Consider the following 19,004-nt stretch of genomic DNA (forward strand, 5'->3'; position numbering starts at 1 on the left):
ATGAGCGCCATCGGGTGGCGGGTCCACGGCAACGGGAGGACGGTCGCACCGGGCGACGTCGTCGACCCCGACGAGCGGCTCACCTGGCCGCGCACCATCGGCATCGGCATGCAGCACGTCGTCGCCATGTTCGGTGCCACGTTCCTCGTGCCGCTCCTCACCGGGTTCTCGCCCGCCACGACGCTGTTCTTCTCCGCAATCGGCACCGTCGGGTTCCTGCTCCTCACCGGCAACCGCCTGCCGAGCTACCTCGGGTCGAGCTTCGCGTTCATCGCGCCCATCGGCGCGGCGACGGCGTCGCAGGGACAGTCCGTCGCCGTGGGTGGCATCCTCGTCACCGGCCTCGTCCTCGCAGTCGTCGGCCTCGTGGTGCACCTCGCCGGCGCCCGCTGGATCGACGTCGTCATGCCGCCGATCGTCACCGGCACGATCGTCGCGCTCATCGGCCTCAACCTCGCGCCCGCCGCGTGGGGGAACTTCCAGCGGGCGCCCGTCACGGCCGTCGTCACGCTGGCGTCGATCATCCTCGTGAGCGTCCTGTTCACGGGCATCCTCGGGCGTCTGTCCATCCTCGTCGGCGTGCTCGTCGGGTACGTCGTCGCGGTGGTCCGGGGCGAGGTGGACTTCGAGCCCGTGCGCGACGCCGCGTGGTTCGGCCTGCCGGAGTTCGTCACCCCCACGTTCGACGTCGCCGTGCTCGGCCTGTTCGTGCCCGTCGTGCTCGTGCTCATCGCGGAGAACGTCGGCCACGTGAAGTCCGTCGCGGCGATGACGGGCAAGAACCTCGACGACCTCACGGGCCGCGCGCTCCTCGCCGACGGGCTCGCGACGACGTTCGCCGGGGTCGGCGGCGGGTCCGGCACCACGACGTACGCCGAGAACATCGGCGTCATGGCCGCGACGCGCGTGTACTCCACCGCGGCGTACTGGGTCGCGGCCGCGACCGCGCTCCTGCTGTCCCTCTCGCCGAAGTTCGGGCAGCTCATCGCGACGATCCCCGACGGCGTCCTCGGCGGTGCCGCCACGATGCTCTACGGCATGATCGGCGTCCTCGGCGCCCGCATCTGGGTGCAGAACAAGGTCGACTTCTCCGACCCGGTCAACCTCACCACCGCCGCCGTGCCGCTCGTCATCGGCATCGCCAACTTCACGTGGACGACCGGCGACCTGACGTTCGAGGGCATCGCGCTCGGTACCGCCGCCGCCCTCGTGATCTTCCACGTCATGCGGACCGTCGCGCGGTGGCGCGGCACGAGCCAGGAACCGGCCAGCCCGGCGTCGGTCCCCGGCGGTGACGAGACCGCCGTCCACGACGTGCAGGACGCCCGCGACGCGACCTGACGCCGCCGAGCTCTGTGCCGAGCCCCGGGTTGTGCGGCAGGGACGACTGATCCTGCCGACCAACCCGGGGTTCGGCAGGGCCCGGTTCCCGGGGGACCGACCCAGCCGGAGGCGCGGACGTCAGAGACGCAGGCCGAGGGTGTGGCCGCCCTCGGTGCTCGCGAGCTCCACGAAGCCCAGGTGCCGGTAGAAGCCCACGGCACCGACGTTCGCCCGACCGACGCCGAGGTGGACGCCGGGGACACCGTCGGCCCGCAGCGCGTCGAACAGGGTCTCCAGCAGACGTCGGCCGTTCCCGCCGCCCTGCGCCTCGGGCAGCAGGTCGACGTGCAGGTGCGCCGGGTAGGCGTCGACCACCGCCGCCGGGGCGCGGTGCGGGGCGTGGATCTGCTCGACGAGCGCCGCGTCGCGCGACCCCGCCGGGAAGGCCCCGCGCGGGTACCTCTCGCGCAGCGGCGGCCACCACTCGCGCTCGCACGCGTCCTCGAACGCCGCCGTGTCCCGCGCGCCGAGCACGTACCCCGCGGGCAGGCCGTCGGCGTCGAGCACGAACGCCAGCCCGGGCTCCAGGGCGAGGTACGCGCCGAGGTACACCTCGCCGAGCAGCCGCGGGTCGGCGTACAGGTCGGTCGCGTCGGCGCCGGAGGCCCCGGTGCGCAGGCAGATGTCGTACAGGCGCGCGACCTCGCGCGCGTCGGAGGTCCGGGCGGGCCGGATGGGCAGCGGGTTCATGGTTCCGTTCGACGATCAGGGCGGGCGGGGCCCGGTCAGCCCTCCGTGGCCGCCTCGTCCTCCGCCGGAGGGACGGGCACGGGGCGGGGGGTGACCTGGTCCAGGGGGACGCACCCCGTGACGCTCTCCATGGGGACGTCGGCCTCGAGCCCCACGAGCTCGGGGTCCACCGGCCCGTCGAAGTCCGCCCCGACGTACAGGGTGACGCTCCCGCCCTCGCGGTCGTCGAGCACGAGACCGGGGTCGGGGTAGTGCGCGGCGAGCGTGTAGGCCTGCGCGATCCCCTCGGCACCGAAGTGGATCTGCGTGGTCGCGACGCTGTCGGGCTTGTCGTCGCCGTCGAGGTCGGGCGCGTTGCCCGACGCGTCGACGCTGAAGCCGCGTTCGAGGAGCACGTCCTCGTTGAGGCCCGCGAGCGGCTCGTCGCGCCCCGAGGCGTTGAGGACGGTGACGTGCACGCGGCGTGCCGCGACCGGAGCCGTGCCCTCGGGCAGGCACGGGGCGTCGACGTCCGCGAGGTCGTCCACCGTCTCCGGGGTGGACAGCGCGCGCTCGAACGGCGCGTCGATCGCGCCCGTGTAGACCGCGAGCGCGCCGAGCCCGACGACGGCCAGCGCGGCGATGAGCAGCCCGAACACGACCGCCTGCCGCTCGTGCATGCGCCGGCGGCGCACGGAGCGGGCGTGGTCTGGCTCGGTCGTCACGCCAGAAACCTACCCGACGGCGGCGTCAACGGACGGTCAGCACGCGGGCGTGGAGGATGGCCCGCTGCTGCAGCGCGGCGCGGACGGCGCGGTGGAGGCCGTCCTCCAGGTACAGGACACCCTCGTACTCGACGACGTGCGCGAACAGGTCGCCGAAGAACGTGGAGTCCTCGGCGAGCAGGGCCGTGAGGTCGAGCGTGCGCTTCGTCGTCACGAGCTCGTCGAGCCGCACCTGGCGCGGCGGGACCTCGGCCCAGTCCTTGGCGGTCACCCTGCCGTGGTCCGGGTAGGGGCGTCCGTCCCCGACGGCCTTGAAGATCATGCGGCACATCCTAGGTGCCCGACGCCGTACCGCAGGCCGTGCGTCCACGCCCGGTCACGTCGTCGTCACGTTTCCACCACGAACCCCCCGTCCCGTGGGGGACGGACCTCCTGACGTCGGCACACCCTCGCGACGCGGGCCGCGTACCGCGGGTCGCGGGACGCCGGTCAGAGAGCCGTCAGGGACCCCGCCCCGACCGTCAGGGATCCGTCAGGACACCACCCGGACCGGACCCCGCGGTCGTAGAACGGGCTGTGGGCACGACGTCCGTGCCCCGGCCCCGCGGACCCCGCGGCGGCCGCCGTCCGCTGCAGAAGGCGACCCCCATGGCCGACCTGGCCCTTCTCCTGCTCACCGCGGCGTTCTTCGCCGCCGTCGCGCTCGTCGCACGCCGCCACGGATCGTCGGGAGGCACCCGATGATGGTCCTCGACTGGATCGCGCTCGTCGCCGTCGTCGGCGTGCTCGGCTACCTCTTCGTCGCGCTCCTGCGCAGCGACCGGGCCCGGTGAGCGCCCGGTGACCGGAACCGACCCCGCGGTCGTGTGGGCCGCCGTCGGGCAGGTCGGGCTGCTCGTCGCCGCCCTCGCCGCCGTCCACGCCCCCCTCGGGGCCTACATGGCCCGCGTCTACACCTCGCCCCGGCACCTGCGCGTCGAGCGCGCCGGGTACCGGCTCGCGCGCGTCGACCCCGACGCCGAGCAGACGTGGAGCACCTACCTCCTCTCCCTGCTCGGCTTCTCGTTCGTGTCCGTCCTTTCGCTCTACGGCCTCGGCCGCCTCCAGGCGCACCTGCCGCTCGACCTCGGGTTCACCGGCCTCGACCCCGCCGGCGCGTGGAACACCGCCGTCTCCTTCGTCACCAACACCAACTGGCAGTGGTACTCCGGCGAGGCCGCCGCCGGGCACCTGCTCCAGATGGCCGGCTTCGCCGTGCAGAACTTCGTCTCCGCCGCCGTCGGCATGTCCGTCGCGATCGCGCTCGTGCGCGGGTTCGCCCGCTCCGGGACCGACGCGCGGATCGGCAACTTCTGGTCCGACCTCACCCGGTCCGTCGTCCGCATCCTGCTGCCCCTCGCGTGCGTCGCCGCGGTCGTGCTCGTCGCGAACGGCGTCATCCAGAACCTCTCCCCGCACACCGCCGTCCAGACCCTCGCCGGCGGCACCCAGCACGTGCTCGGCGGCCCCGTCGCGTCCCAGGAGGCCATCAAGGAGCTCGGCACCAACGGCGGCGGGTTCTTCAACGCCAACTCCGCCCACCCGCTCGAGAACCCGAACCCCGTCACCAACCTGGTCGAGATCTTCCTGCTCCTGCTCATCCCGTTCACCCTGCCCCGCACGTTCGGGCTCATGGTCGGCGACCGGCGCCAGGGACTCGCGATCCTCGGCGCCATGGCCGGGCTGTTCGCCGTCGCCCTCACCCTCGCGACCTGGTCCGAGCTCGCCGGACCCGGCGCCGCACCCCAGGCCGCCGGAGCCGCCATGGAAGGCAAGGAGACACGCTTCGGCCTCGCCGCGAGCGCCCTCTTCGCCACCGCGACCACCGGCACGTCGACCGGCGCCGTCAACGCCATGCACGACTCCCTCACCGCGCCCGCCGGGGGAGTGGTCCTACTGAACATGCTCCTCGGCGAGATCGCCCCGGGCGGAGTCGGAGCCGGTCTCTCCGGCATGCTCGTCCTCGCCGTCGTCGCCGTGTTCGTCGCCGGGCTCATGGTCGGCCGCACCCCCGAGTACCTCGGCAAGAAGATCGGCCGCGAGGAGATCACCCTCGTCGCGCTGTACGTCCTCGTCACGCCCGCCGTCGTGCTCGTCGGGACGGCCCTGTCCGTCGTCCTGCCCGCCGGCCTCGCCGGACAGCAGGAGACCGGCCCCCACGGCCTGTCCGAGATCCTCTACGCCTTCGCGTCCGCCGGGAACAACAACGGCTCCGCGTTCGCCGGGCTCAGCGTCGGCACGCCCTACTACAACACCCTCCTCGGCCTCGCGATGCTCGTCGGCCGGTTCGTGCCCATCGCCCTCGTCCTCGCGCTCGCCGGGCGCCTCGCGTCCCAGCGCACCGTCCCCGCGTCGGTCGGCACGCTCCCGACCCACCAGCCGCTGTTCGTCGGCCTGCTCGGCACCGTCGCGCTCGTCGTCGTCGGCCTCACCTTCGTCCCCGTCCTGTCCCTCGGTCCCGTCGTGGAGTCCTTGTCATGAACCAGTCGTCGTCTCGTCCGGTGCGTCCGGTGCGTCCGGTGCCCGAGGGCACCCGGGGTTCTGCGGACGGGGGCGCGGGTCTCCCATCCGCGCCACTCGTTCCTCGCGGCGCTCCCGCCAGGCCCGCCACGACCCGCGCCCCCGTCCGCTCCACCCCGGGCGCCCTCTCTTCCGTCGCCGTTGCGGACGCCACCGTGCCCGACGCCGCGGGTGCTCACTCCGATGGTGCGCAGCAGGGCGGTGCGCTGCCCGACGGCGCGGGGCGGCCGGGTGCTGGGGTGCCCGACGGCGGTCGGCCGGGTCGGGCGCTCACCGCCGCGCAGCTGCGGGCGGCGTTCGTGCCGGCGCTGCGCAAGCTGGACCCGCGGGTGCTGTACCGGTCGCCGGTGCTGTTCGTCGTCGAGCTGGGCGCCGTCGCGACGACGGTGCTCGCGGCGGTGGAGCCGTCGGCGTTCGCGTGGTGGATCACCGCGTGGCTGTGGGCCACCGTGCTGTTCGCGACGCTCGCCGAGTCGGTCGCGGAGGCGCGCGGCAAGGCGCAGGCGTCGAGCCTGCGCGCGACGCAGCAGAGCACGACCGCGCGTCGTGTCCTGACGGCGGGGGCGGCGACCGAGGCGACGCTCGTCTCGGCGTCGCGGCTGCACGACCTGCCCGCGACCGAGGTGGCGTCGTCGTCGCTCGCGGTCGGCGACGTCGTCGTGGTCGAGGCGGGCGAGACGATCCCCGGGGACGGCGACGTCGTCGAGGGGGTCGCGTCCGTCGACGAGTCGGCGATCACGGGCGAGTCCGCGCCGGTCGTGCGCGAGTCGGGCGGCGACCGCTCGGCCGTCACGGGCGGCACGCGCGTGCTGTCGGACCGGATCATCGTGCGGATCACCGCGCCCGCCGGGCAGACGTTCGTCGACCGGATGATCGCGCTCGTCGAGGGGAGCGAGCGGCGTCGGACCCCGAACGAGATCGCGCTGAACGTGCTGCTCACGTCGCTGACGATCGTGTTCGTCCTCGCCGTGGCGACGCTGCAGCCGTTCGCCGCGTACTCGGGCGCGAAGCAGTCGATGGTCGTGCTCGTCGCGCTCCTCGTGTGCCTCATCCCGACGACGATCGGCGCGCTGCTGTCCGCCATCGGCATCGCGGGGATGGACCGGCTCGTGCGGCGCAACGTGCTCGCGATGTCGGGCCGCGCGGTCGAGGCGGCCGGCGACGTCGACGTGCTGCTGCTCGACAAGACGGGCACGATCACGCACGGCAACCGGTTCGCGACGCAGCTCCTGCCCGTCGGCGACGTGACGACGGCCGAGCTCGCGACGGCGGCACGGCTCGCGTCGCTCGCCGACGAGACGCCGGAGGGGCGGAGCATCGTCGACCTCGTCGACGCCCGCCGAACCCCGGGTTCCGCGGCAGAGAACGGTCCGGACGACGAGCAAGCCGGGGTTCGGCAGGTCCCGGACGGGGCGACGTTCGTGCCGTTCACGGCGCAGACCCGCATGTCCGGGGTGGACCTGCCCCTGCCCGACGGCGCGGTGCGGCGCCTGCGCAAGGGCGCCGGGTCCGCGGTGGAGCAGTGGGTGCGCTCCACGGGCGGTGCGACGGGCGGCACGGCGGCCGGTGCGGGGGAGGGCGGTGCGGCCGACGAGCTCGCCGCGCACGTCGGGACGGTGAGCGCGCAGGGCGGCACGCCGCTCGTCGTCGCCGAGCAGGTGGGTGACGCGCCCGCGCGGGTGCTGGGCGTCGTCCGGCTCAAGGACGTCGTCAAGGACGGGCTGCGCGAGCGGTTCGACCAGCTCCGCGCGATGGGGATCCGCAGCGTCATGGTGACGGGCGACAACGCGACCACGGCCCGCGCCATCGCGGCCGAGGCGGGCGTCGACGACGTCCTCGCCGAGGCGACGCCCGAGGACAAGCTCGCGCTCATCCGGCGCGAGCAGGAGGGCGGGCGGCTCGTCGCGATGGCCGGGGACGGCACGAACGACGCGCCCGCGCTCGCGCAGGCGGACGTCGGCGTCGCGATGAGCACGGGGACGACCGCCGCGAAGGAGGCGGGAAACATGGTCGACCTCGACTCGAACCCGACCAAGCTCCTCGAGATCGTCGAGATCGGCAAGCAGCTCCTCATCACGCGCGGCGCCCTGACGACGTTCTCCGTGGCGAACGACGTCGCGAAGTACTTCGCGATCCTGCCCGCGATGTTCGCGGGGGTGCTGCCCGCGCTCGGGGCGCTCGACGTCATGCGCCTGTCGAGCCCCGAGTCCGCGATCCTCTCCGCGGTGATCTTCAACGCCCTCGTCATCGTCGCGCTCGTGCCGCTCGCGCTGCGCGGCGTGCGGTACCGGCCCGCGTCGGCGTCCGCGCTGCTGCGCCGCAACCTGCTCGTCTACGGGGTCGGCGGTCTCGTCACGCCCTTCCTCGGCATCAAGCTCGTCGACCTCGTCGTCTCCCAGCTCCCCGGCCTGTGACCCGGGCCCGGAAAGGACCTCCCGTGCACGACACCTCGCCCACCCCGCAGCGCCCGTCCACCGCGGGCGGAGCGGTCTCGCTCGTCCGCCAGTCCTGGGCGGGACTGCGCGTCCTGCTCCTCATGACCCTGCTCCTCGGCGCGCTCTACCCGCTCGCGGTCACGGGCGTCGGCCAGCTCGCGTTCGGCTGGCAGGCGAACGGCTCGCTCGTGCGCTCCGACGGCTCGCACGCCACGTCGCCCGACGACGCCGGGCCGGGCGGGGAGCCCGTCGTCGGGTCCGCGCTCGTGGGGCAGTCGTTCGGCGAGCCGGGGGAGGGCGCGCGGTGGTTCCACGGCCGCCCCTCGGCGGGCGGGTACGACACGCTCGCCTCGGGCGGGTCGAACCTCGGCCCGACCGACCCCGGCCTCGTCGCGACGATTCACGAGCGGCGCGCCGCCGTCGCCGACGAGGACGGTGTCGACCCCGCCGACGTCCCGCCGGACGCGCTCACCGCGTCCGCGTCGGGCCTCGACCCGCATGTGTCGCCCGCCTACGCCGACCAGCAGGTCGAGCGCGTCGCCGAGGCCCGCGGCCTCGACCCGCAGGTGGTGCGCGCGCTCGTCGAGCAGGAGTCCGCCGGGCGCGTGCTCGGCGTGCTCGGGGACGAGCGGGTGAACGTCCTCGCGCTCAACCTCGCGCTCGAACGGCTCGACGCCGCGTGATGGACTGCGCACATGACCGCTGAGGCGCCGGGCACGGCGACCGGGGCGCCCGCGCGGCGCCGGGGGAGGCTCACCGTCTACCTCGGCGCCGCGCCGGGCGTCGGCAAGACCTTCGCCATGCTCGACGAGGCCGCCCGACGCCGCGACCGCGGCACCGACGTCGTCGTGGGGCTCGTCGAGACCCACGGTCGCGCGGCCACCGCCGCGAAGGTCGGCGACCTCGAGGTCGTGCCGCGCCGCGCCGTCGCGCACCGCGGGGTCGAGCTCACCGAGCTCGACACCGACGCCGTGCTCGCGCGCGCCCCGGACGTCGTCCTCGTCGACGAGCTCGCGCACACCAACGCACCCGGCTCCCGCCACGCCAAGCGCTGGCAGGACGTGCACGACCTCCTCGCCGCCGGGATCGACGTCGTCACGACCGTCAACGTGCAGCACCTCGAGTCGCTCACCGAGGACGTCGAGGCCATCACCGGCGTGCGGCAGCGCGAGACCGTGCCGGACCGGGTCGTGCGCGACGCCGACCAGATCCAGCTCGTCGACCTCTCGCCCCACGCGCTGCGCCGGCGCCTCGCGCACGGCAACGTCTACCGGGCCGAGCAGATCGACGCGTCCCTGTCGTCGTACTTCCGCGAGGGCAACCTCACCGCCCTGCGCGAGCTCGCCCTGCTGTGGCTCGCCGACCGGGTCGACGACGCCCTCGTGCGCTACCGCGCCGACCACGCCATCTCCGGCACGTGGCCCGCGCGCGAACGCGTCGTCGTCGCGCTCACCGGCGGCCCCGAGAGCGCGACGCTCCTGCGGCGCGGCGCCCGCATCGCCGAGCGCGCCGCCGGGTCCGAGCTGCTCGCCGTCCACGTCCTCGCCACCGACGGGCTGCCCAGCGCGTCCCCGACGGCGCTCGCGGCCGACCGCGAGCTCGTCGAGTCCCTCGGCGGCACGTTCCACACCGTCGTCGGGGAGGACGTGCCCTCGGCGGTCGTCGACTTCGCGCGCGGCGCCAACGCGACGATGGTCGTCGTCGGCGTGTCGCGGCACTCCCGCTGGCGCGAGGCGCTGCTCGGGTCCACGAGCGCCGAGATCGCGCGCCTGTCCGGCTCGCTCGACGTCCACCTCGTCACCCACGAGCGCGCCCGCGCCGGGCGCGTGTCCCGACGTGCGCTGAGCCCCCTGTCCGCGCGACGCCGCGTCGCCGGCTGGGCGCTCGCCGTCGGCGCGCCGCTCCTCGCCACCGCGCTGTTCGACCGCACCGCCGAGCTCGTGGGACTGCCCACGCAGATGCTCGTGTTCCTCGCGCTCACCGTCGGCGTCGCGCTCGTCGGCGGCATGTGGCCGGCGCTCGCGTGCGCCGTCGTGTCCTTCCTGTGCATCAACTGGTTCTTCACCCCGCCGACCGGGTTCCTCACCGTCGCCGACCCGGAGAACCTGCTCGCGCTCCTGCTCTTCGTGCTCGTCGCGGTCGCGGTCGCGTCCGTCGTCGACCTGTCCGCGCGCCGCGCCGTCCAGGCGTCGCGCGCCCGCGCGGAGGCGCAGGCGCTCGCCGCGCTCTCCCGGTCCGTGCTGTCCGGGGAGGACACCGCCGAGGCCGTCGTCGCGCGGCTCGCCGAGACGTTCGCGCTGCACCGCGTCGCGCTCGAGGAACGGTCCGGCGACGGACCCGGGGACCGGTGGGTGCTGCTCGCCGAGAGCGTGCGCGCACCGGGCGGCGTCGGCGGCCCGGGTCCCGACGGGGGGCGCGGCGACGGCGCGGACGGCACGACGACGCTCGTGCGGGTCGACGACGACCGTCGCCTCGTGCTCGACGGCCGCGCCCTGCCCGCGGGGGACCGGCAGGTGCTGGAGGCGTTCGCCGCGCAGGCCGGGATCGTGCTGGAGTACCGGCGCCTGCGCGAGCAGGCCGCGCACGCCGCCGTCCTCGCGGAGGCCGACGCGACCCGCACCGCGCTCCTCGCGGCCGTGTCGCACGACCTGCGCACGCCGCTCGCCGCCATCCGCACCGCCGTGGACGGGCTGCGCGCCCCCGACGTCGCGCTCGCTCCCGAGGACGAGTCGGCGCTCGTCGAGACCGTCGCGAGCTCCACGGGTCGTCTCGAACGGCTCATCGACAACCTGCTCGACCTGTCGCGGCTGCAGACCGGTGCCGTCGTTCCCGCGCTGCGCGCCGTCTCGCTCGACGAGGTCGTCCCGCCCGCGGTCGACTCCGCCGCGAGCACCACCCCGGGCGCCGTCGAGCTCGCCGTCCCCGACGACCTGCCGCTCGTGCGCACCGACCCGGGGCTGCTCGAACGCGTCGTCGCGAACGTCGTCGCCAACGCGGTGCGCCTCTCGCCGGCCGGCGTGCTCGTCACGGCGTCCACGGCGGGGACGGGCGTGCAGGTGCGCGTCGTCGACCGCGGGCCGGGGCTGCCCGACGACGCCAAGACGCGCATGTTCGAGCCGTTCCAGCGGCTCGGGGACGCGAGCGGCGGCGGCGTCGGGCTCGGGCTCGCCGTGGCGCAGGGGTTCGCGCGCGCCGTCGGTGCGAGCCTCGTGCCCGAGGACACGCCGGGCGGCGGCCTGACGATGGTCGTGACGGTCCCCGTCGCGGTGGCCGACGGACCGATGCAGCCGGACGGGACGCAGCCGGACGGGACGACGGTGGACGAGAGGACGGACGCATGAGCGAGCGGTCGGGCGGGGGCAACCGGGTGCTCGTCGTCGACGACGACCCGGGCCTCCTGCGGGCCATGGCGATCACCCTGCGCGTGCACGGCTGGGACGTCACGACGGCGGCGACCGGCCGCGCCGGGATCGACGCCGCGGCGGCCGCGCACCCCGACGTCGTGCTGCTCGACCTGGGCCTGCCCGACGTGAGCGGGCTGGACGTCATCACGGCCGTGCGGGGCTGGAGCCGCGTGCCGATCATCGTGCTGTCGGCGCGCCAGCTCGGCGACGACAAGGTCGACGCGCTCGACGCGGGCGCGGACGACTACGTGACGAAGCCGTTCGCGATGCCCGAGCTCATGGCGCGCCTGCGCGCGGCCGTGCGCCGCTCGACCCAGGACACGGGCGCGGACGACGAGCCCGTCGTCGAGGCGGGCGACCTGCGCGTCGACCTCGCGCGTCGCGAGGTGACGCGAGCGGGCCAGGCCGTGCGGCTCACGCCGACGGAGTGGGCGCTGCTGGAGCTGCTCGTCCGGCACCGGGGGCGCGTCGTCGGGCGCGAGCAGCTCCTGCGCGACGTGTGGGGCCCGACCGCCGTCCGCGACACCCACTACCTGCGCGTCTACGTGGCGCAGCTGCGTCGCAAGCTCGAGCCGGACCCGGCGAGCCCGCGTCACCTGCTCACGACCCCGGGGATGGGCTACCGCTTCGAGACCTGACCGGGGGCGCGCTCAGCCGATGACCGCGGCGCTCTCCGGCTGCCGGAAGAGCCGCGGCCGGGACCGCAGCGCGAGGGCGGAGCCGAGCGTGATCGGCCCGAGGCGCCCGAGGAACATGAGCGCGACGAGGACGAGCTGGTGGCCCGGGGCGAGGTCGGCGGTGATCCCGGTGGACAGGCCCGTCGTCGAGAACGCCGACGTCACCTCGAACAGCACCCGGTCCAGCCCGAAGGGCGACGTCGCGGTGATGACGAGCGTCGGCACGAGCACGGCCGCCACGCCGAGCAGCGCGACGCTCACGGCCTGGCGCTGGGTCGCCGGGGCGACGCGCCGGTCGAACGCGGTGACGTCCGGGTCGCCCCGCAGCTCCGACCAGATGACGAACGCCAGCACCGCGAACGTCACGACCTTGATGCCGCCCGCCGTCCCCGCGCTCCCGCCCCCGACGAACATGAGGACGTCCGTGCCGAGCCACGTCGACTCGCGCATCGCGGACGTGTCGAGGGAGTTGAAGCCCGCCGTGCGCGCCATGACGGACTGCGTGAGCGCCGCGAGGACACGGTCGCCGACACCGAGCGCTCCGAGCGTGCGCGGGTTCGACCACTCCGCGAGGAGGAAGAACACCGTCCCGCCCGCGAGGAGCACGGCCGTCGTGAGGAGCGTGAGCTTCGTGTGCAGCGACCAGCGGGCCGGGCGAGCGCGCCGCCGCGACCGCCAGACCTCGAACAGCACCGGGAACCCGACGCCGCCCAGCACCACGGCCGCGCACAGCGGGAGGCAGACCCACGGGTCGCCGACGAACCGGACGAGCGAGTCGGGGTGCAGCCCGAACCCGGCGTTGTTGAACGCCGACACCGCGTGGAACACGCCGTGCCACGCGGCCTCGCCCGGCGCGTACCCGTACCCGACGACCAGCCGGGCGGCGACGACCACCGCGACCAGCCCCTCGACGAGCACCGTCACGCGCACGACCCCCACGAGGACCGACCGCACGTCGCCCAGCCCGACGCTGCGCGTGGACGCGGCGGCGACGAGCCGCGTGCGCAGGTCGAGCCGCCGCGACACGAGGAGCCCCAGCAGCGACGCCGCGGTCATGACGCCGAAGCCGCCCACCTGGATCAGCGCGAGCACCACGACCTGGCCGAACGGCGACCAGAACGTCCCCGTGTCCACCACCGCGAGCCCCGTCACGCACACCGCCGACGTCGCCGTGAACAGCGCCTCCAGGGGCGTGGCCGCCCGCCCGGTCGCCGCCACGGGGAGCAGGAGGAGGACGGTGCCGACCGCCACCGCCCCGGCGAACCCGCCGACGACGAGCCGCCCCGGTCTGCTCGCCGTCGACACGGTCGCAGGACGGCGGGGCGCTCGCGGGCGCAGGGCGGGCAGGAGGGGCACCGTGCCGGTCTACCGGACGACGACGTCCCGCACGGCGGTCTTGACGGAACCCTGACGTCAGCGCCCGCAGGGACGCGACCGCGTCAACGGGCGGTGAGCTCGGCGCGGTCCCACCACCAGGTGGTGGCGAGCCACGCGGCGGCCCCGACGAGCGCCGTCGTGCCGAGCTGCGGGACGGTCACCGTCACGGCCGGGCCGCCCATGCCGAGCCACAGGCCGGGGACGGCCCAGGGGAACCACGCCCCGGCACCGGCGACGGTGACGACCTGCGTGACGACCACGACGCCCAGGACCCCGCCGACGCCCGCGAGCGCGTCGCGGCCCCACGTCGCCACGAGCCCGAAGGGGAGGGCGGTGAGCGCGGCGAGGACCCCGCCGGTCGCGGCCCGCGCCGCGCCGGGCCACGGGGTCCCGCCGTGGGTCCCGGCGGCGAGCCCGGCGAGCAGCGCGACGCCGACCGCGGCGACGCACGCCGCGACGGCCCACGCGAGCACGACGGCGAGCTTCGCGGACGCGAGGCGTGCCCGGGAGGTGCGGGAGGTGAGCAGCGGCTCGACGGTGCCGTCGGCGAGCTCGCGCCCGAACGTCCAGCTCACGACGAAGCCGGTGGCGAGCAGCGCGGCGACGGCGAGGACCTGCCCGGTGAGGCCGGTCACCGCCTCCCAGCCCGTGCCCGCGACCATCGGGCGGACCTTGCGCGCGAGCGTGCTGTCGCCGTCGCCCGCCGCCGCGGCGGCGAACCCGACGGCGAGCAGCGGGACGGCGACCACGAGCACCGCCGTGGCGACGCGCACGACGACCGCCCGGGCGAGCTTGGTGGTCTCGGCCTCCAGCGCGGCGCTCACCCGGTGCTCACCCCGGTGCTCACCTCGGTGCTCATCGTGCGCCTCCCGCCGCCGCGGCGTGCACGGTGCGGAAGAACTGCCGTTCGAGGTCGACGCCGTCGGGCGGCAGGGTGCCGACGACGCGCCCGTCGTGGACGACGGTGACGGTCCGGGCCATCCGCGCCATCTCGTCGAGGTGGTGGCTGGACACGAGCACCGCGGCGCCCGTCGCGGCACGCCGCAGGACGGTCTCGCGGACCTCGACGACGCCTGCCGGGTCGAGCGCGCTCGTCGGCTCGTCGAGCACGAGCAGGTCGGGGTCGTGCACGAGCGCGGACGCGAGGGCGAGCCGTTGCCGGTTGCCGTCGGACAGCGTGCGGGCGCGGCGGTCGGCCCAGCGCTCGAGCGCGAGCGACGCGAGCAGGTCGTCGGTGCGGCGTGCGGCGTCGGCGCGTCCGCACCCGTGCAGGCGCGCGGCGGTGCGCAGGTTCTCGCGCACCGTGAGCTCGCCGTACGCGCGGCCCGCGCCGACGTGCCCGACGCGGGCCCGGACGCCGGCGGGCGCACGCCACGCGGGTGCGCCCCACAGGTCGGCGCGGCCGGCGCCCGGGCGCAGGAGTCCGACGAGCAGGCGCATGAGCGTGGACTTCCCGGCGCCGTTGAGCCCGACGAGCGCGTGCACCTCGCCCGCGCGGACCTCCAGGTCGACGCCGCGCACGGCGTCCACGTCGCCGAACCGGCGGCCGAGCCCTGCGGCGCGCACGACCACGTCGCCACCGCGCACCTCACCCATCGTGGCCGCCCGGGAGGGTCGCTCGGGGGTCCAGGACGTCGAGGGCCCGGTGCACGACGGCGCCCAGGTCGTCGTCGTCGGTCGTGGCCCAGTGGAGCAGGGCGGCGGTGAGTGCGGCGAGCGTCGCGCCGACGGCGGCGCGCGCGGCGAGGGGGTCGCACCCGTCGGCGACGAGCCGTTCGACGACGGCGTCCTCCGTGCGGGCGTTGTTCTGCCCGACGGCGCCGCGCAGCGCGGGCGTGCGCGCGACGACCCGGGTGCGGCGCCGGACGATCTCGACGGCGTCCTCGGGGATGTCCCGCCAGGCGGCGCGCAGCCCGGCGACCGTGCGGGCGAGGGGCGGGTCCGACGTCGGCTGCGCGGCGACGGCCTCGACGAGGACGGGGTCGTAGGGGTCGTCGAGCACGACGCGCTCCTTGGCGCCGAAGTGCCGGAAGAACGTCATCTCGGTGACCCCGGCGGCTGCGGCGACCTGCGCCGCGGAGGTCGCGTCGTAGCCCTGCCGCTCGAACAGGTCGAGCGCGGCCGCGACGAGGCGGTCGGCGGTGCGCTGTCGTCGCGCGGCCCGGGGGTCGTCGTCGGAGGTCATGACTCGATGTTAGTCACTCACATCACGACGGTTCAACGCCGAACCCCGGGTTATGCGGCAGTCCAGGACGGAACTGCCGCGCAACCCGGGGGTCGGCAGGGTCCGACGCCGTGCCCGACGGCGCGGCGTCAGACCGCGGGCACGTCCCGCCGTCGGAAGCCCACGACGGCGGCCACGAGCAGGCCGACCACGACCACCGACAGCCCGGCCAGCGCCACCGGGTCGAGGTCCTCGGTGAACGCCGACGGCACCCAGTGGAACGGCGAGAGCCAGAAGAAGACCTCCGGGAGGTCATCGATCAGCCCGCCGAACATCCCGAGCACGAACGTGTAGGCGAGCAGCGCCCAGCCCGCCGCGGTCGCGCGCGGCACCCACGCGTAGAGCGCCGCGGTGAGCGCGAGGAACACGAGCACGGCGGGCAGGTAGCCGACGAGGACCTCGGTGTACGCCGCGCCGTCGGGCCCGCCGCCGTCCACCGCGAGCGCCCCGAGCCGCACGGCGTAGACGCTCACCGCGAGCAGGACCACGGTCCCGAGGCCCGCGACGAGGAGCTGCGCGCCGAGCCAGCGCGTGCGGGCGACGGGCAGCGCGAGCGCCACCTCGGCGCGCCCGGCCGACTCCTCGGCCTTGGGGCGCAGCGCCATGACGATCGCGTAGGCGGCGCAGCACAGCACCGCGTACAGGAGCATGACGTCGAGGAACGCGAGCGCGAACTGGTCGGTGTCCCCGCCGAACACGGCGGCGATGGCCGGGTTCTCCGCGACGAGGTCGCCCACCATCTCGTCGATGTCGGGGAGCATCGTCCCCGTCGCGAACCACAGCAGGCCCAGGCCGAGCGCCGACCAGAGCAGCGCCGAGCGCTGCTGGATCCACGCGAGCGAGACGGGCCCCCGCAGGGACGCGCGCGCCTCCGCCCGGCCGCCGCGGCTCGCCACGAGGCCGCCGCCGAAGTCGCGGTGCGACGCGAGCACCGACGCGAGCCACAGGAGCAGGACGATGCTCACGACGCTGAGGAGCGCGGGCCACCAGCGCAGGTCGACGAACGCGCGCATCTGCTGCGCCCACGCGATCGGGGAGAACCAGGAGAGCGTGCTGCCGCCGAGCTCGCGCAGGTCGCCCGCGGCTCGCACGGCGAACGCCACGCCGAACACCGCGAGGCTCCCGCCCGTCGCGGCCCGCCCGTGCGCGGTCACCTGGCACAGGACGAGCGCGACGGCGCCGAACACCATCGCGGACAGCGCCGACCCGACGGTCATGCCGAGCGAGTCGACGAGGCCGAGCCCGCCGACCGCCGTCATCGTCAGCGCGGAGGCGACGGCGATCACGGCGTTGACGACCGTGAGGGTCACGACGGCCGCGACCGCGGGCGCGTGCCGGCCCACCGTCGCCGCCCGGACGAGCTCGGAGCGGCCCGACTCCTCCTCGGCGCGCGTGTGCCGCACGACGTGGAGGATGCTCAGCACCGCGAGCGCGAGCACGACCCACACGATGCCCTCGTTCGCCATGGACGGACCGGTGGAGTAGTCGTCGATCCCGTAGCCGGGTCCGCCCATGACGATGCCGGCGGGCGTCTCCATGACGGCGGCGCGGGCCTGCTGCGCGGCCGGGTCGGCGAACAGCGTGTCGAGCGCGAACGTGAAGTAGCCGTAGAACGCGACCATCGACGCCGTCCACACCGCCAGGCGCACGCGGTCGCGCCGCAGGACGAACCGCACGAGGTCCCACGTGCCGGTGAGGGTGGACCCGCCCGTGGTCCGCGGGGCGGGCGTCGCCGGGGCGGTCCGCTCGGCCGTCGCGGTCATCGCGCACCCGCCGTCTGCGGGGCGTCGGCGCCCGCCGCGCCGTCCGGGCCCGCGTCGGCGGCGAGGTCGTCGCCGTAGTGCCGCATGAACAGCTCCTCGAGCGAGGGCGGCGTCGCGGTGAGGCTGCGGACTCCGAGGGCGCCGAGGGCCGCCAGCACCTCGCCGATGTGCGTGTCGTCGACGTCGAGGGCCACGCGCGTGCCGTCCGGGGTGGGGTGCGCCTGCACGTCGTGCACGCCCGCGAGCCCGGCGAGCCCGGCGGCGTCGCCCGCGACGACGGCGCTCACGGCGGTGCGCGTGAGGTGGCGCAGCCCGTCGAGCGTCCCGGACTCCACGGCGCGCCCGGCACGGATGATCGTCACGGTGTCGCACACCTTCTCGACCTCGGACAGGATGTGGCTCGACAGCAGCACCGACGTGCCCGCGGCCTTCGCCTCGCGCACGCACTCGGTGAAGACGGCCTCCATGAGCGGGTCGAGGCCCGACGTCGGCTCGTCGAGGACGAGCAGGTCGACGGGCGACGTGAACGCCGCGACGAGCGCGACCTTCTGACGGTTGCCCTTGGAGTACGTGCGGGCCTTCTTCGTCGGGTCGAGCTCGAAGCGCTCCAGCAGGTCCGCGCGGCGTCGTCGCGCGGCGCCGTCCCGGCGACCTCCGCGCAGCCGCGTGAGGTAGTCGATCGACTCGCCGCCGGTGAGGTTCGGCCACAGCGTGACGTCGCCGGGGACGTAGGCCAGGCGCCGGTGGAGGGCGACGGCATCGTCCCACGGGTCGCCGCCGAGCAGGCGGACGGTGCCGGAGTCGGCGCGCAGCAGGCCGAGCAGCACGCGGATGGTCGTGGACTTCCCGGACCCGTTGGGCCCGAGGAACCCGGCGACCTCGCCCTCGCGGACGGTGAGGTCGAGCCCGTCGAGCGCGGCGACGGTGCCGAAGGACTTGCGCAGGTCGTGGATCTCGACGGCGGTGGTCGGTGGTGTGGTCATGGTCGGTCCTCTCGTGCTGGGGTGTCCGGGCGGGTGCGGGACGGGTCGGCTCAGGCCGACGCGGCGTCCTGCTCCTGCGGCGGGTCGCCGACGTAGAGGAGGTACTCGTCGAGCAGCCGGCGCGTGGCGAGCAGGCCCTCGGTGTAGAGCTCGAGCGAGGGCAGGGCGACCGAGTCGACGTACCGGCGGGTCGCGCCCGCGAGGTCGTCGGGGGAGTCGGGCGGGTCGAGGGTGAGGGACAGCAGCAGCGCGCCCATGGAGGACCGCACGAGGTAGCGCGCCCGGGCCTTCTCGTCGCGGCTGGGGCGCAGCACGCCCGCGGCGACGGCCTCGCGCACGTACTCCTCGGCGTCGGCCGTGAGGTGCTCGACGAACGCGCGCGCGAGCGGCCCGCCGGCCTGCAGGCTGCGCAGCGCGTAGCCGACGGCGGGGGCGTACTCCTCGACGTGGGCGAACCACGGGGCCATCGGCATCGCGCCCGCCGTGTCGGTCATGACGTCGCGCTTCGTGGTCCGCACGGTCGCGAGCACGTGCTCGTCGCACGCCTGGCGCAGGCCGTCCTTGGACCCGAAGTGGTGCACGACGAGCGCGGCGCTCACCCCGGCGTCGGCCGCGACGGCACGCAGGGGTGCGCCGAACCCGTCGCGCGCGAACCGCAGGATCGCGGCGTCGCGGATCCGGGCGCGGGTGGTGAGGTCGTCGACGGACGTTGAACGCATGTTCAGCAGGCTAAACGTTCGTTCAACCCGCTGTCCATCGCGTCGTGCGCCGGACAGAGGGGAAGCGGTTGCTCGCGAGGTCGCGC

17 protein-coding genes are annotated in these 19,004 nt (G+C 75.2%); 7 read left to right on the forward strand and 10 right to left on the reverse strand.

Annotated elements, in window-relative coordinates:
- Positions 1-1,341 carry a uracil-xanthine permease family protein gene (locus LGQ04_RS06605; RefSeq protein WP_229242890.1) on the forward strand — a complete coding sequence of 447 codons (1,341 nt, stop codon included), beginning with the start codon at positions 1-3 and terminating at the stop codon, positions 1,339-1,341.
- Between the two features lie 120 nt (positions 1,342-1,461).
- Here LGQ04_RS06605 and LGQ04_RS06610 read toward each other — a convergent pair whose 3' ends face one another.
- From LGQ04_RS06610 to LGQ04_RS06620, 3 genes are read right to left on the reverse strand one after another with little or no spacing between them, the layout of a single operon-like run.
- On the reverse strand, positions 1,462-2,073 hold the full coding sequence (locus tag LGQ04_RS06610; protein WP_229242891.1) for a GNAT family N-acetyltransferase: 612 nt from the start codon (positions 2,071-2,073) through the stop codon (positions 1,462-1,464).
- A 35-nt stretch (positions 2,074-2,108) separates the two neighbouring features.
- On the reverse strand, positions 2,109-2,777 hold the full coding sequence (locus tag LGQ04_RS06615) for a LytR C-terminal domain-containing protein (protein ID WP_229242892.1): 669 nt from the start codon (positions 2,775-2,777) through the stop codon (positions 2,109-2,111).
- 25 nt (positions 2,778-2,802) lie between these two features.
- Entirely contained in the window at positions 2,803-3,099 is a 297-nt protein-coding gene (locus LGQ04_RS06620; protein WP_229242893.1) for a type II toxin-antitoxin system VapB family antitoxin, read from the reverse strand.
- A gap of 421 nt (positions 3,100-3,520) precedes the next feature.
- Between LGQ04_RS06620 and LGQ04_RS06625 the strand changes: the two genes are divergently transcribed.
- From LGQ04_RS06625 to LGQ04_RS06650, 6 genes are all read left to right on the forward strand, one after another.
- Positions 3,521-3,610, forward strand: coding sequence for a potassium-transporting ATPase subunit F (locus LGQ04_RS06625; protein ID WP_229242894.1), 90 nt, complete (start codon positions 3,521-3,523; stop codon positions 3,608-3,610).
- Positions 3,611-3,617: 7 nt separating this feature from the next.
- Positions 3,618-5,297, forward strand: coding sequence for a potassium-transporting ATPase subunit KdpA (gene kdpA / locus LGQ04_RS06630; protein ID WP_372469982.1), 1,680 nt, complete (start codon positions 3,618-3,620; stop codon positions 5,295-5,297).
- Positions 5,298-5,575: 278 nt separating this feature from the next.
- Complete coding sequence (kdpB, locus tag LGQ04_RS06635) at positions 5,576-7,750, forward strand: potassium-transporting ATPase subunit KdpB (RefSeq protein ID WP_443654131.1); 2,175 nt, start codon at positions 5,576-5,578, stop codon at positions 7,748-7,750.
- A 23-nt stretch (positions 7,751-7,773) separates the two neighbouring features.
- Positions 7,774-8,454: a potassium-transporting ATPase subunit KdpC gene (kdpC, locus tag LGQ04_RS06640; RefSeq protein ID WP_372469984.1), complete on the forward strand. Its 681-nt coding sequence runs from the start codon at positions 7,774-7,776 to the stop codon at positions 8,452-8,454.
- A 12-nt stretch (positions 8,455-8,466) separates the two neighbouring features.
- The gene (locus tag LGQ04_RS06645) at positions 8,467-11,112 is read left to right on the forward strand and encodes a DUF4118 domain-containing protein (protein WP_229242895.1); all 2,646 of its coding nucleotides are present in this window, start codon (positions 8,467-8,469) and stop codon (positions 11,110-11,112) included.
- Positions 11,109-11,813 carry a response regulator gene (locus LGQ04_RS06650; RefSeq protein ID WP_229242896.1) on the forward strand — a complete coding sequence of 235 codons (705 nt, stop codon included), beginning with the start codon at positions 11,109-11,111 and terminating at the stop codon, positions 11,811-11,813. The genes LGQ04_RS06645 and LGQ04_RS06650 overlap by 4 nt, the downstream gene beginning before the upstream one ends.
- Before the next feature lie 12 nt (positions 11,814-11,825).
- Here the strand turns inward: LGQ04_RS06650 and LGQ04_RS06655 are convergent, their stop codons facing one another.
- The 7 genes from LGQ04_RS06655 to LGQ04_RS06685 all read right to left on the reverse strand — a co-directional run bounded on the left by LGQ04_RS06655 (position 11,826) and on the right by LGQ04_RS06685 (position 18,918).
- Positions 11,826-13,208, reverse strand: a complete 1,383-nt coding sequence (locus LGQ04_RS06655) for a TrkH family potassium uptake protein (RefSeq protein ID WP_308016362.1) — start codon at positions 13,206-13,208, stop codon at positions 11,826-11,828.
- A gap of 83 nt (positions 13,209-13,291) precedes the next feature.
- Positions 13,292-14,053 carry an ABC transporter permease gene (locus tag LGQ04_RS06660; RefSeq protein WP_229242897.1) on the reverse strand — a complete coding sequence of 254 codons (762 nt, stop codon included), beginning with the start codon at positions 14,051-14,053 and terminating at the stop codon, positions 13,292-13,294.
- A gap of 31 nt (positions 14,054-14,084) precedes the next feature.
- A complete protein-coding gene (locus LGQ04_RS06665) occupies positions 14,085-14,825 on the reverse strand; it encodes an ABC transporter ATP-binding protein (RefSeq protein WP_267494373.1) in 741 nt (246 codons plus the stop codon).
- Positions 14,818-15,414, reverse strand: a complete 597-nt coding sequence (locus tag LGQ04_RS06670) for a TetR/AcrR family transcriptional regulator (RefSeq protein WP_229242899.1) — start codon at positions 15,412-15,414, stop codon at positions 14,818-14,820. The genes LGQ04_RS06665 and LGQ04_RS06670 overlap by 8 nt, the downstream gene beginning before the upstream one ends.
- Before the next feature lie 128 nt (positions 15,415-15,542).
- A complete protein-coding gene (locus tag LGQ04_RS06675; protein WP_229242900.1) occupies positions 15,543-17,216 on the reverse strand; it encodes an ABC transporter permease in 1,674 nt (557 codons plus the stop codon).
- Complete coding sequence (locus LGQ04_RS06680) at positions 17,213-18,199, reverse strand: ABC transporter ATP-binding protein (protein ID WP_229242901.1); 987 nt, start codon at positions 18,197-18,199, stop codon at positions 17,213-17,215. The genes LGQ04_RS06675 and LGQ04_RS06680 overlap by 4 nt, the downstream gene beginning before the upstream one ends.
- A gap of 50 nt (positions 18,200-18,249) precedes the next feature.
- The gene (locus tag LGQ04_RS06685; protein WP_229242902.1) at positions 18,250-18,918 is read right to left on the reverse strand and encodes a TetR/AcrR family transcriptional regulator; all 669 of its coding nucleotides are present in this window, start codon (positions 18,916-18,918) and stop codon (positions 18,250-18,252) included.
- Positions 18,919-19,004: the final 86 nt, after the last annotated feature.

The sequence above is a fragment of the Cellulosimicrobium marinum genome (assembly GCF_020551945.1).
Lineage (GTDB): Bacteria > Actinomycetota > Actinomycetes > Actinomycetales > Cellulomonadaceae > Cellulosimicrobium > Cellulosimicrobium marinum.

What these genes read in the sequence shown, in the direction of transcription:
- LGQ04_RS06605 (WP_229242890.1), top strand. Translation starts at nt 1, where the DNA reads ATGAGCGCCATCGGGTGGCGGGTCCACGGCAACGGGAGGACGGTCGCA.
- LGQ04_RS06610 (WP_229242891.1), bottom strand. Translation starts at nt 2,073, where the DNA reads ATGAACCCGCTGCCCATCCGGCCCGCCCGGACCTCCGACGCGCGCGAG.
- LGQ04_RS06620 (WP_229242893.1), bottom strand. Translation starts at nt 3,099, where the DNA reads ATGATCTTCAAGGCCGTCGGGGACGGACGCCCCTACCCGGACCACGGC.
- LGQ04_RS06625 (WP_229242894.1), top strand. Translation starts at nt 3,521, where the DNA reads ATGGTCCTCGACTGGATCGCGCTCGTCGCCGTCGTCGGCGTGCTCGGC.
- LGQ04_RS06645 (WP_229242895.1), top strand. Translation starts at nt 8,467, where the DNA reads ATGACCGCTGAGGCGCCGGGCACGGCGACCGGGGCGCCCGCGCGGCGC.
- LGQ04_RS06650 (WP_229242896.1), top strand. Translation starts at nt 11,109, where the DNA reads ATGAGCGAGCGGTCGGGCGGGGGCAACCGGGTGCTCGTCGTCGACGAC.
- LGQ04_RS06665 (WP_267494373.1), bottom strand. Translation starts at nt 14,825, where the DNA reads ATGGGTGAGGTGCGCGGTGGCGACGTGGTCGTGCGCGCCGCAGGGCTC.
- LGQ04_RS06670 (WP_229242899.1), bottom strand. Translation starts at nt 15,414, where the DNA reads ATGACCTCCGACGACGACCCCCGGGCCGCGCGACGACAGCGCACCGCC.
- LGQ04_RS06675 (WP_229242900.1), bottom strand. Translation starts at nt 17,216, where the DNA reads ATGACCGCGACGGCCGAGCGGACCGCCCCGGCGACGCCCGCCCCGCGG.
- LGQ04_RS06680 (WP_229242901.1), bottom strand. Translation starts at nt 18,199, where the DNA reads ATGACCACACCACCGACCACCGCCGTCGAGATCCACGACCTGCGCAAG.
- LGQ04_RS06685 (WP_229242902.1), bottom strand. Translation starts at nt 18,918, where the DNA reads ATGCGTTCAACGTCCGTCGACGACCTCACCACCCGCGCCCGGATCCGC.